The organism is Streptomyces sp. SID5785 (assembly GCF_009870065.1).
Classification (GTDB): domain Bacteria; phylum Actinomycetota; class Actinomycetes; order Streptomycetales; family Streptomycetaceae; genus Streptomyces.
Genome location: NZ_WWIA01000680.1, coordinates 1 through 11,803, shown reverse-complemented (window position 1 = coordinate 11,803; position 11,803 = coordinate 1). Strand labels below are relative to the sequence as shown.

Here is an 11,803-nt window from a genome sequence, read left to right as displayed (position 1 = left end):
CGGCAGATCGTCGGCGGCATCATGCAGGGCGCGGTCAAGGGCTGACGCCACCGCGCCCCTCCGCCTTCGCTCTCCTCCTCTCTCTCCTGACTCCCCCTTTCCTGTCTGCCCTTCTCCTGTCTCTCCTGTCTCTTCTCCGGAAGGAAACACGTGGCAACCGCTGTCGGACACGTCGCGCCCCGGGCCGGGGCCCGCACCGAGGCCTCCCTGGTGTTCCCGCCCTCGTTCCTGTGGGGCACGGCCACCGCCGCCTACCAGATCGAGGGCGCCGCCGCCGAGGACGGCCGGACGCCGTCGATCTGGGACACGTACGCGCGCACACCGGGCAAGGTGCGCAACGGTGACACCGGCGACGTGGCCACCGACCACTACCACCGGTGGCGTGAGGACATCGCGCTCCTGGCCGACCTCGGGGTCGGCGCCTACCGCTTCTCGCTGGCCTGGCCGCGCATCCAGCCGACCGGGCGGGGCCCGGCCGTGCAGAAGGGGCTCGACTTCTACCGGCGGCTGACCGACGCCCTCCTGGAGCACGGCATCGAACCGGTCGCGACGCTCTACCACTGGGATCTGCCGCAGGAGCTGGAGGACGCGGGCGGCTGGCCCGAGCGGGTCACCGCGGAGCGCTTCGCCGAGTACGCGGGGATGGCCGCGGAGGCGCTGGGCGACCGGGTGTCGACCTGGACCACGCTCAACGAACCGTGGTGCAGCGCGTTCCTGGGCTACGCCTCGGGGGTGCACGCGCCCGGCCGCACCGATCCGGTGGCCGCGCTGCGGGCCGCACACCACCTGAACCTCGCGCACGGCCGCGCCGTCCAGGCCCTGCGTGCGGCGCTGCCGCCGGCCGCGCAGGTCTCGGTGACCCTCAACGTGCATCATGTGCGCCCGCGTTCACAGGCCGCCGCCGATGTGGACGCGGCGCGCCGGATCGACGCGCTGGCCAACCGGGTCTTCACGGGCCCGATGCTGGAGGGGGCGTACCCGGAGGACCTGCTGCGGGACACGGCCGCGCTGACGGACTGGTCGTTCGTGCGTGACGGGGACGTCCGCGAGAGCCACCAACGTCTGGACTTCCTCGGGGTCAACTACTACACGCCGACGCTGGTGTCCGGCGGTGCGCCGTCGAGCGACCACGGTTCCGACGGGCACGGCGCCAGTGCGCACAGTCCGTGGCCGGGCGCCGACGACGTCTCCTTCCACCGGTCCCCCGGTGCCCGTACCGCGATGGACTGGGCGGTGGACCCGTCGGGGCTGCACGAGCTGCTGGTGCGGCTCAGCGGGGACTTCCCGCGACTGCCGCTCGTGATCACAGAGAACGGCGCGGCGTTCGACGACTACGTCGACCCCTCGGGCGAGGTGAACGACCCGGACCGGATCGCCTATCTGCGCGGTCATCTCGCGGCGGTGCACAGCGCGATGCAGGCGGGCGCCGACGTGCGGGGGTACTTCCTGTGGTCGCTCCTGGACAACTTCGAGTGGGGATACGGATACAGCCGCCGGTTCGGTGCGGTCTACGTCGACTACCCGACCGGCACCCGCATCCCGAAGGCCAGTGCGCGCTGGTACGCGCAGGTGGCGCGCACCGGGGAGGTGGACGCCTGACCGGGGCGGCCGCCGGGTGGTCCCGGCGGCCGCCCCGTCGTGCGGTCAGCGCGGCTGTCCGGCCGGCCCGGCGGCGCGGCGCCGGGCCGGGACCGTGGTCACCGGCTCGTCGTGCAAGGCGTCCTCGCACCACGGCTGCGTCACGTCCGGGCCGTACACCGGCGCGACGAAGAGGTTCTGCCACTGCGGCCGCGGGGAGGGCATCCGCCGCCCGGCCGTCTCCGCACGCCGACGCACCTGAGATTCACGCATAGGACCTTCTCGCACTCGACCCCGTGGCGGCCGCGGACCGGGCCGCCGTCATGACGCTCCATGTGTGACCGGTCCGGCCGGTCCCCGAACACGAATCACCCTGGCGGGGGTCGGCGCTACGTCTCCTGGGCGTCGGTCCGCCCTGCTCACTCCCCCGGTGCGGAGGCCTCGGCGAGGACGCCGCCGGACAGCCGCAGCCGGCGCCCGACACCGATCTCGGCGAGGAAACGCTCGTCGTGGCTGACGACCACGAACGCCCCCTGGTAGGAGGCGAGGGCGCTCTCCAGCTGCCCGGCGCTGACCAGGTCGAGGTTGTTGGTCGGCTCGTCGAGCAGCAGGAGCTGCGGGGCCGGTTCGGCGCACAGGACGCAGGCGAGGGTGGCGCGCAGCCGTTCGCCGCCGGACAGGACGCGGGCGGGCAGATGGGCGCCGGCGCCGCGGAACAGGAAACGGGCCAGCAGGTTCATCCGCTCGGCGTCGGTGCGGTGCGGTGCGTACGCGGCGAAGTTCTCGGCGACGGTGCGGTCGAGGTCCAGCAGGTCGAGCCGCTGGGACAGGTAGGCGATCCGGCCGTCGGCGCGCCGGATCTCACCGCTCTCCGGCAGGAGTTCACCGAGGACGAGGCGCAGCAGGGTGGACTTTCCGCTGCCGTTGGGCCCGGTCAGCGCGATGCGTTCGGGGCCGCGGATCGACAGGTCGACGCCGTCCGCGGCGAACAGCGGCCGGTCGCCGAGCCGGACCCGCAGGTGTTCGCCGTGGAAGACGGTGCGCCCGGCGGGGACGCGGGTGTCGGGCAGGTCGAGGGTGAGGCGCTGCTCGTCCCGCAGGGCGCGTCCGGCCTCGTCGAGCCGTGACTGCGCGTCGCCGACCCGTCCGGCGTGCACCTGTCCGGAGCGGCCGGCGGCCTCCTGGGCGCCGCGCTTCATGTTCCCGGCGAAGATCCTGGGCAGGCCGGCGTCCTTGAGCCCCTTGGCGGCGTTGCTCATGCGCCGTTCGGCGCGCTCCCTGGCCTGCTGCGCCTCGCGCTTCTCGCGTTTCAGGGCCTGCTCGGCGTTGCGGACGTTCTTCTCGGCGACCTCCTGCTCGGCCCGGACGGCCTCCTCGTACGCCGTGAAGTTGCCGCCGAACAGGCGCAGTTCGCCGCGCTCCAGCTCGAGGATGCGGTCCATCCGGTCGAGCAGGGTGCGGTCGTGGCTGACGACGACGAGACAGCCGTTCCAGTCCGCCAGGACGTCGTGGAGCCGCTCGCGCGCCTCGAGGTCGAGGTTGTTCGTCGGCTCGTCGAGCAGCAGGACGTCGGGGCGCCGGAGCAGTTGCGCGGCGAGGCCGAGCGAGACGGCCTGGCCGCCGCTGAGGGTGCCGAGGGTCCGGTCGAGGGACACGTCGTCGAGGCCCAGGCGGTCGAGTTGGACGCGGGTGCGCTCCTCGATGTCCCAGTCGTCGCCGATCGTGGTGAAGTGCCTCTCGTCGACGTCGCCGGACTCGACGGCGTCGATGGCGGCGATCACGCGGGCCACGCCGAGGACCTCGGCGACGCTCAGGCCGGTGGTCAGCGGGAGGCTCTGCGGCAGGTATCCGAGGGTGCCGGTGACGGTGACCGATCCGGCGGTGGGCTTCAGCTCCCCCGCGATCAGTTTGAGGAGGGTGCTCTTGCCGGCGCCGTTGGGGGCGACGAGACCGGTGCGGCCGGGGCCGACCGTGCAGGACAGGCCGGTGAAGACGGGGGTGTCGTCGGGCCAGGCGAAGGACAGGTTCGAGCAGACGACGGAGATGTCGGACATCGTGAGGACCTCTGGGGGTGACGCGGGAATGCGCGAAGCACTCCACCGCGAGACGGAGTCAGGGCAGAAGGGGACGACTCGCCAGCCACATCGGCGGACGCTTCTCGGGCGTCACCGGTGGCTGTCAGGTCCGGGTCTCACCCGGAGATGTCGTCGTCACCCGCCATGGCTGCTCTCCTCGTACACGATGAACGGAAGATCCACGGTAACAGAGCGCCTCCCGCACACCGACTCCTTTTCGCGGGTGCCGTCGGGGCCGCACGGTGCGGTCTCTCCTCGTGGACGCTCCCGCGGCGGCCGGGCCGTCGGGTCTACGGTGATCGCCTGCCGACCGACCGGCGCCGGCTCTCATCGAAAGTGACAAACCGTGACGAGCGTCGCATACCAGGGTGAATACGGCTCCAACTCCGCGGCCGCCGCCCAGAAACTCTTCCCCGGGTGCACCGAGCTGCCCTGCACGGGCTTCGAGCAGGCCCTCGACGCGGTCACGCTGGGCGCCGCCGACCTGGCGGTGATCCCCGTCGACAACTCCGCGGCGGGGCGCGTCGCCGACGTCCACCACCTGCTCCCCGGGTCCGGGCTCTTCGTGACCGGGGAGTTCTTCCTCGCGATCCACTTCGACCTCGTGGGCGTGCCCGGGGCGACGCTCGACCAGGTGGAGCAGGTGCGCAGTCACGTGCACGCGCTCGGCCAGTGCCGCAAGGTGCTGCGGGAGGGCGGCTGGCGCACGCTGGTCAGCGACGACACCGCGGGCGCGGCCCGCGAGGTGGCCGAGCTCGGCGACGTGCGGCACGCGGCCCTCGCCCCGCCCGCGGCCGCCCGGCACCACGGCCTCGAGGTGCTGCGCTCCGGCGTCGAGGACGACCCGGACAACACGACCCGGTTCGTGGTGCTCTCGCGCGACGCCGACTTCGCGCCGCTCTCGGACGCCCCCGTGATGACGAGCCTCTTCTTCGCCGTGCGGAACATTCCGAGCGCCCTGTTCAAGGCGCTCGGCGGCTTCGCCACCAACGCGGTCAACCTCACCAAGATCGAGAGCTACCAGATGGGCGCGGGCCTGAGCCCCAGCTGTTTCTACGTCGAGGTCGAGGGCCACGTCGACGAGCCGCGGGTCGCCCTCGCCCTGAACGAGCTGCGCTTCTTCTCGTCCGAGGTCCGGGTGCTCGGTGTCTACCCGGCCCACCCGCACCGGCTGCGCGAGCGGTCCGCGTGAGCGCCCCGGCGGGGCCCCGCCCCCTGCGCGACGACGCCGTCGTCCGCGTCGACGACACCGTCCACCTGGTGTCGGGCTCCCACACGAACTGGGTGATCGTGCGGGACGGCGACACGTGCACGCTGATCGACACCGGGTACCCGGGGGACCGCGAGGCCGTCCTTGCCTCGCTCGCCCGCCTGGGCCTGGCTCCCGAGTCGGTGGCGGCGGTGCTGGTCACGCACGCGCACAACGACCACATCGGCGCCGCCGAGCACCTGCGCGTCACGTACGGGACGCCGGTGCTCATGCACGAGGCCGAAGTGCCGCACGCCCGGCGGGAGTTCCTCGACCAGGTGTCGGTCGGCCAGGTGCTGGCGCGGGCCTGGCGTCCGGGGGTGCTGCCCTGGGCGCTGCACGCGATCCGCTCGGGCGGCACGGCGCCGCTCCGCGTCGACGAGCCCCGGCCCTTCCCCGTGGAGGGCGCTCTCGACCTGCCCGGCCGGCCCGTCCCGCTGCACACGCCGGGTCACACGAAGGGGCACGCCGCCTATCACCTGCCGGCGCTCGGCATCGTCATCACCGGCGACGCGCTGGTGACCGGGCACCCCACGTCCCGGGCGGCGGGGCCGCAGCTGCTCCCCGGCATGTTCCACGCGGACCGGGCCCGGGCGCTCGGCTCCCTCGACGTGCTCGGCGCCCTGGACGCGGACGTGGTGCTGCCCGGTCACGGTCCCGTGCACCGGGGCCCGGTCGGGGCTGCGGCGGATCGGGCCCGCGAGCGCGCCTGAGCAACTCCCCCGGCTCACCGGCCGGATGCGGGCCGCCGCGTTACAGTCCCCGGTACCCACACGGCCCCGACGGACGAGGTGTTCAGGTGACCGGCACGACCTCTCCCCCTCCGGTCGAGGTGGCGTACGGGGCGGTCTCGGTGCTCGAGGGCGCCGGGCGGGGCGCCTACCCGTACGCGCACTCGCTGCTGGTGCGCGGCGCGGACGCGACCTTGGTGGTCGACCCGTCGCTGTCGCTGCTCGACCACGTACCGGCGGCGGACCTGGTGCTGGTGAGTCACGGGCACGAGGACCACGCGGCGGGGCTCGGCGGGTACGACATGCCGGTCCACGTGCACGAGGAGGACCTCGCGGCGGTCCGGTCGCGGGCGGCGATGGTCGCGGGGTTCGGCCTCGCGGCGCCGGACGCGGCGGACCTGGACCGGCGGCTGCGGGACACGTTCCGGATCGTGGACCGGCCGGACGCGCAGGGGTTCGCCGAGGGCACGGTCTTCGACCTCGGGGGCCGGACCGTGACGGTCGTGCACCTGCCCGGCCACACGGCGGGCCACTGCGGGTTCCTGGTCGAGCCGGACGGCTTCCTGTACGTCGCCGACATCGACCTGACGTCCTTCGGCCCGTTCTACGGCGACACGGGCAGCGACCTCGCGCAGTTCGAGGCCTCCCTGCGCCGGTGCCGGGGCATCGAGGCGCGCTGGTACGGCACCGCGCACCAGAAGGGTGTGATCGAGGGGGCGGAGGAGTTCCGGGGCCGGCTCGACGCGTACGCCGGGGTCGTCGAGCGGCGGGACGCGACACTCCTGTCGCTGCTGGCCGAGCCGCGCACCGTCGCCGAACTCCTCGGCCACCGCCTCGTGTACCGGCCGCACGTCGAGGGGGCGCACGTGCAGCCCGTGGAGCGCCGCACCCTGGTGCAGCACCTGGCCCGGCTGTCCGCGCGCGGGCGGATCGAGGAGGTCGCACCGGGCCGGTTCCGTGCGGTGGTGGCCTGAGCGACGGGCCCGTCACACGTTCGCGCCGCCCCGGGTGCGGCCCGGCGAGGCGCCGTGAATGCTGGGGGCAGCGGTCCGGGCCCCTTGTCCTCCCCCCTCGTGTCAGGCGCCGGGACCGCGCCCCGTCGGCAGGCCGTTCCCCGTACGGCCTGCCGGCGTTCGTGTGCCGGGACTCCCCTCGCCTTCGTGTCCACCACCCGCTCCGGGGGGGAGCACCTCCGGTTCGCCCCGTTCGGGGAGGTGAACTGCCGTGCCATACACGGACGTTCACGACATCCGGAAGCGGCAGACCTGGCCCCTGTCTCGTAATACGAGACGACCGTCTCATCTCGCGTTGACATCACCTGATCTTCTGCTTCATATTCCTGTCCATGTCACGCAGCCACGTCACCCTGAAGAGCGCAGCCATCGAGCTGGCGCTCATCGGCGTGACCCGGCACTGCGTCTCCGACGTGCACTGTTGCTGACGCCTGCGCATCCGCGCGCCTTCCGCCCGCAGGCGTGAGCGTTCCCGACACTCCGGCCGGTGTCCCTCCGGCCCCCTGATCCCTCGTGTCGGTTTCTCCGTATCTCGTCATGTCGATGTCTCGACATACGGACCGATGGTCCGGCGTCGGTGTCCCGGCCTGCCGGGACACATCGGCCGCTCCTCGACGCCTGCGCGGTTCCCCGTTCCGTTCCGCCGTTCCCGCAGTCCCCGAGAGGTCGTCTTCCGATGCGTCAACCGCCCGTCACCGCCCGCCGCCTGGCCGCGGCCGTCACCGTGCTCGCCGTGGGTGCGGGAGCCGCCGCCTGCGGTCCCCAGAAGAACGAGGGCGGTTCCGCCGGCGCCTCGAAGGCGCCGCACAAGGGCGGCACGCTCACGGTCCTGAACAGCAGCCCGCAGGACGACTTCGACCCCGCGCGGCTCTACACGTCGGGCGGCGGCAACGTCCCCTCGCTCGTCTTCCGCACCCTCACCACCCGCAACCGGGAGAACGGCGCGGCCGGCGCCGAGGTCGTCCCCGACCTGGCGACCGACCTCGGCACGCCCAGCAAGAACGCCACCGTGTGGACCTACACGCTCAAGAAGGGCCTCACGTACGAGGACGGCACCCCGATCACCAGCGCCGACATCAAGTACGGCATCGAGCGCTCCTTCGCCGCCGAGCTGTCCGGCGGCGCGCCCTACCTGCGGGACTGGCTGATCGGCGGGGCCGACTACCAGGGTCCGTACAAGGACAAGAAGGGCCTCGACTCGATCGCGACGCCCGACGAGCGCACCATCGTCTTCCATCTGAACAAGCCCGAGGGCGAGTTCCCCTTCCTCGCGACGCAGACCCAGACGACCCCGGTCCCGAAGGCCAAGGACACGGGCACCAAGTACGAGCTGCACCCCGTCTCGTCCGGCCCGTACAAGGTCGTCAGGAACGAGGGCGACGGCGAGCGGCTCGTCCTGGAGCGCAACCCGCACTGGTCCGCCGCCACCGACAAGGAGCGCAAGGCGTACCCGGACCGGATCGACGTCCGTTCGGGGCTCGACTCCGCCGTCATCAACCAGCGGCTGTCCGCCTCGCGCGGCGGCGACGCGGCTGCCGTCACCACGGACACCAACCTCGGTCCGGCCGAGCTCGCCAAGGTCAGCGGCGACAAGGAACTCGCCGCGCGCGTCGGCACCGGCCACTTCGGCTTCACGAACTACCTCGCGTTCAATCCGAAGGTGAAGCCGTTCGACAACCCGAAGGTGCGGCAGGCGATCTCCTACGCCGTCGACCGCTCCTCCGTGGTCAACGCCGCGGGCGGCTCCTCGCTCGCCGAGCCCGCCACGACGTTCCTGCCCGACCAGAAGTCGTTCGGCTACACGCCCTACGACCACTTCCCCGCCGGGAAGCACGGCAACGCGGCGAAGGCGAAGCAGCTGCTCAAGGAGGCGGGGTACGCGAAGGGCCTGACCGTCACCCTCACGCACTCCAACGCCAAGAACTTCGAGACCAGCCCGGAGATCGCCACCGCGGTCCAGGAGGCCCTGAAGAAGGCCGGCATCACGGTCGAGCTCAAGGGGCTCGAGGAGAACGACTACTCCGCCACGGTCCACGACCTCAGGACGGAGCCCGGGCTGTTCCTGAGCGGCTGGGGCGCCGACTGGCCGTCCGGCGGACCGTTCTTCGCTCCCGTCTTCGACGGGCGGCAGATCGTGAAGAACGGCGCCAACTTCAACTCCGGCCGGCTCGACGACGCCTCGGTCAACCGGGAGATCGACGCGATCAACAAGCTGACCGACCTGGACGCCGCCGCCCGGCGCTGGGGCGCGCTCGACAAGAAGGTCGGCGCGCAGGCGCTGACCGTGCCGCTGTTCCACCCGGTCTACAAGCGGCTGTACGGCAAGTCCGTCAGGAACGTCGTGATCAGCGACTGGACCGGCGTCCTCGACATCTCGCAGGCGGCGGTCAAGTAGTCATGTCGGAAGCTCTCTTCGTCGACACGCCGGGCGACCGGCCGGACGACTCGCCGGAGGCGGGGGCCGCGGCCCCCGCCTCCGGCGGCCGCCCCTTCTGGCGCCGGCTGCGGGCCCGGCGCTCCGCGCTCGTCGCCGGCGGCGTCGTCGCCTTCCTCGTCCTCGTCGCCCTGGCGGCGCCGCTGCTCACCGCGATCGAGGGGCAGAACGCCACCGCGTACCACCCGGACCTCGTCGACTCGGCGACCGGCGGGGTGCCGCTCGGCGCCCTCGGCGGGATCAGCGCCGACCACTGGCTCGGGGTCGAACCGCTGACCGGCCGCGACCTGTTCGCGCGGGTCGTGTACGGCGCCCGGGTCTCGCTCGGCGTCGCGCTCGCGGCGACCGTCCTCCAGGTCCTCATCGGGGTCGCGGCAGGGCTGGCCGCCGGGCTCGGCAACCGCCTCGTCGACCAGGCGCTCAGCCGGATCACCGACGTGTTCGTCGCCCTGCCCCTGATGGTGGTCGCGCTCGGCGCGCTCGCCGTCGCACCGGCCGGCTTCCCGCGCCCCGTGCTGATCGCGGTCATCATCGGCCTGGTCGGCTGGGCCGGCACCTCCAAGATCGTGCGGGCCCGGACGCTGGCCCTCAAGTCCCTCGACCACGTCGCGGCGGCCCGGCTCAGCGGCTGGAGCGCGGCCCAGGTCGCCCGGCGCGAGCTGCTGCCCGCACTGGCCGCGCCCGTCATCACGTACGCCGTGCTGCTCTTCCCCTCGAACATCGTCGTGGAGGCCGCGCTGTCCTTCCTCGGGGTCGGCATCAAGCCGCCGACCCCGTCCTGGGGGCAGATGCTCAGCGACGCCGACACCTGGTACCAGGCGGCGCCCACCTATCTGCTGGTCCCGGCGCTGCTGCTGTTCGTGACCGTGCTCGCGCTGACCGTGCTCGGCGAGGGCGTGCGCACCGCGCTCGACCCGCGGGCCGCGTCCCGGCTGCGGGTGGGCACCGGCCGCAGGAAGGAGGCGCGCGCATGACCGGCTTCCTGGTACGGCGGCTCGGCGGCGCCGTCTTCGTGCTGTTCGCCCTGAGTGTCGTCGTGTACGCCGCGTTCTACCTCGCGCCGGGCGACGTCGCCCAGATCGCGTGCGGCCCGCGCTGCTCGCCCGCGCAGGTCGCGCAGGTCAGCGACCAGTTGCGGCTGAGCGACCCGCTGTACGTCCGCTACGCGCACTTCGTGCAGGGCCTGTTCGCCGGGCACGACTACTCGACCGGCACCGGCGTGCTGCACTGCCCGGCGCCCTGCCTCGGTCTCTCGTACCAGAGCGACCAGCAGGTGACCGGGCTGATCCTCGCCAAGCTCCCGGCGACCGCCTCGCTCGTCGTCGGCGCGGCCGCGCTGTGGGTCGTGCTCGGCGTGGGCACGGGGCTGCTCTCGGTGTGGCGGCGCGGCCGGCTGACCGAGCGGATCCTCACGTGGGTGACGCTCGCGGGCATGGCGACCCCGGTGTTCGTCATCGGACTGCTCCTGATCATCCTGCTGGTGACGGTGCTTCAGGTGCTGCCGTTCCCGGACTACGTGCCGTTCACCGACGACCCCGAGCAGTGGGCCTGGAACCTGCTGCTGCCCTGGGTGTCGCTCGCGCTGATCTCGGCGGCGCCGTACGCCCGGATGACCCGGGCGTCGATGCTGGAGACGCTCGCGGAGGACCACGTGCGCACCTTCCGTGCGTACGGGGTGTCCGAGCGGACGCTGGTGGGGCGGCACGCGCTGCGCGGCGCTCTGGCCCCGGTGATCGCGCTCGGCGCGCTGGACATCGGGTCGATGTTCGGTGGCGCGGTCCTCACCGAGTCGCTGTTCGGCATCCCCGGTGTGGGGCGCGAACTCGTCGACGCCGTGCGGACCGTGGACCTTCCGGTCGTCGTGGGGCTGGTGCTCGTCACCGGGTTCTTCGTCGTCCTCGCCAACGCCGTCGCGGACGTGCTCCACGCGATGGCCGACCGACGGGTGGTGCTCGCATGAGCCTGGTCGACGTCCGCGATCTGTCCGTCTCGTTCGGTGCCGTGGACGCCGTGCGCGGCCTGTCGTTCTCGCTCGAGCCAGGTGGCGCGCTGGGCATCGTCGGCGAGTCCGGCTCCGGGAAGAGCGCCACGGCGTACGCGCTGCTCGGGCTGCACCGCGGCACGGGCGCCGAGGTCGGTGGCTCGGTCCGGGTCGCCGGGGTGGACGTGCACCACGCCGGCGACGCGGAACTGCGGGCGCTGCGCGGGGCGAAGGCCGCGATGGTGTTCCAGGACCCGCTGTCCTCGCTCGACCCGTACTACGCCGTGGGCGACCAGATAGCGCAGGTCTACCGCGTCCATCACCGGGTGTCGCGGCGCGCCGCGCGGGCCCGCGCGGTCGAGGTGCTCGACCGGGTGCGGATCCCGGACGCGGCGCGACGGGCCCGGTCCCGGCCGCACGAGTTCTCGGGCGGCATGCGGCAGCGGGCGCTGATCGCGATGGCGCTCGCGTGCGAGCCGCAGCTCCTGATCGCGGACGAGCCGACGACCGCGCTGGACGTGACGGTGCAGGCCCAGATCCTGGACCTGCTGCACCAGTTGCGCCAGGAGACCGGGACGGGGCTGATCCTCGTCACCCACGACGTGGGCGTGGCCGCCGAGTCCGTCGACGAGGTCCTCGTCATGCGGGACGGGCGCGCGGTGGAGCGGGGCGACGTCGGCGCGGTCCTGTCCGCGCCGCGCGAGCCGTACACCCGGGCGCTGCTCGCCGCGGTCCCGCGGAT

Annotated in this window: 11 protein-coding genes; 9 read left to right on the top strand and 2 right to left on the bottom strand. The window is 73.0% G+C overall.

The features are described 5' to 3' along the window. Positions 1–210 precede the first annotated feature (210 nt). Entirely contained in the window at positions 211–1,599 is a 1,389-nt protein-coding gene (locus GTW43_RS21955) for a GH1 family beta-glucosidase (protein ID WP_343246088.1), read from the top strand. A 45-nt stretch (positions 1,600–1,644) separates the two neighbouring features. Here GTW43_RS21955 and GTW43_RS21950 read toward each other — a convergent pair whose 3' ends face one another. Next, positions 1,645–1,851, bottom strand: a complete 207-nt coding sequence (locus GTW43_RS21950) for a hypothetical protein (RefSeq protein WP_161303725.1) — start codon at positions 1,849–1,851, stop codon at positions 1,645–1,647. A gap of 146 nt (positions 1,852–1,997) precedes the next feature. Continuing rightward, positions 1,998–3,632: a ribosomal protection-like ABC-F family protein gene (gene abc-f / locus GTW43_RS21945; protein ID WP_161303724.1), complete on the bottom strand. Its 1,635-nt coding sequence runs from the start codon at positions 3,630–3,632 to the stop codon at positions 1,998–2,000. Positions 3,633–3,999: 367 nt separating this feature from the next. Between abc-f and GTW43_RS21940 the strand changes: the two genes are divergently transcribed. From GTW43_RS21940 to GTW43_RS21910, 8 genes are all read left to right on the top strand, one after another. Next, on the top strand, positions 4,000–4,845 hold the full coding sequence (locus tag GTW43_RS21940; RefSeq protein ID WP_161303723.1) for a prephenate dehydratase: 846 nt from the start codon (positions 4,000–4,002) through the stop codon (positions 4,843–4,845). Positions 4,846–4,868: 23 nt separating this feature from the next. Then, positions 4,869–5,615, top strand: coding sequence for an MBL fold metallo-hydrolase (locus GTW43_RS21935; RefSeq protein WP_161303728.1), 747 nt, complete (start codon positions 4,869–4,871; stop codon positions 5,613–5,615). A gap of 86 nt (positions 5,616–5,701) precedes the next feature. After that, positions 5,702–6,607, top strand: a complete 906-nt coding sequence (locus GTW43_RS21930) for an MBL fold metallo-hydrolase (RefSeq protein WP_343246087.1) — start codon at positions 5,702–5,704, stop codon at positions 6,605–6,607. A gap of 371 nt (positions 6,608–6,978) precedes the next feature. After that, on the top strand, positions 6,979–7,074 hold the full coding sequence (locus tag GTW43_RS38700) for an Ms4533A family Cys-rich leader peptide (protein ID WP_343246086.1): 96 nt from the start codon (positions 6,979–6,981) through the stop codon (positions 7,072–7,074). Between the two features lie 248 nt (positions 7,075–7,322). After that, positions 7,323–9,041: an ABC transporter substrate-binding protein gene (locus tag GTW43_RS21925; RefSeq protein WP_161303722.1), complete on the top strand. Its 1,719-nt coding sequence runs from the start codon at positions 7,323–7,325 to the stop codon at positions 9,039–9,041. 2 nt (positions 9,042–9,043) lie between these two features. Next, positions 9,044–10,054 (top strand): ABC transporter permease, encoded by a 1,011-nt coding sequence (locus GTW43_RS21920; protein WP_161303721.1) that lies wholly within the window; start codon positions 9,044–9,046, stop codon positions 10,052–10,054. Next, the gene (locus GTW43_RS21915) at positions 10,051–11,040 is read left to right on the top strand and encodes an ABC transporter permease (protein ID WP_161303720.1); all 990 of its coding nucleotides are present in this window, start codon (positions 10,051–10,053) and stop codon (positions 11,038–11,040) included. Before GTW43_RS21920 ends, GTW43_RS21915 begins: the two co-directional genes overlap by 4 nt. Further along, on the top strand, positions 11,037–11,803 hold a 767-nt coding region (locus GTW43_RS21910), incomplete at its 3' end, for an ABC transporter ATP-binding protein (protein ID WP_161303719.1). The genes GTW43_RS21915 and GTW43_RS21910, both read left to right, overlap by 4 nt.

Excerpts from the sequence above, each read along its gene's own strand:
- GTW43_RS21920 (WP_161303721.1), top strand. The coding sequence starts at position 9,044 with ATGTCGGAAGCTCTCTTCGTCGACACGCCGGGCGACCGGCCGGACGAC.
- GTW43_RS21925 (WP_161303722.1), top strand. The coding sequence starts at position 7,323 with ATGCGTCAACCGCCCGTCACCGCCCGCCGCCTGGCCGCGGCCGTCACC.
- GTW43_RS21950 (WP_161303725.1), bottom strand. The coding sequence starts at position 1,851 with ATGCGTGAATCTCAGGTGCGTCGGCGTGCGGAGACGGCCGGGCGGCGG.
- GTW43_RS38700 (WP_343246086.1), top strand. The coding sequence starts at position 6,979 with ATGTCACGCAGCCACGTCACCCTGAAGAGCGCAGCCATCGAGCTGGCG.
- GTW43_RS21915 (WP_161303720.1), top strand. The coding sequence starts at position 10,051 with ATGACCGGCTTCCTGGTACGGCGGCTCGGCGGCGCCGTCTTCGTGCTG.
- abc-f (WP_161303724.1), bottom strand. The coding sequence starts at position 3,632 with ATGTCCGACATCTCCGTCGTCTGCTCGAACCTGTCCTTCGCCTGGCCC.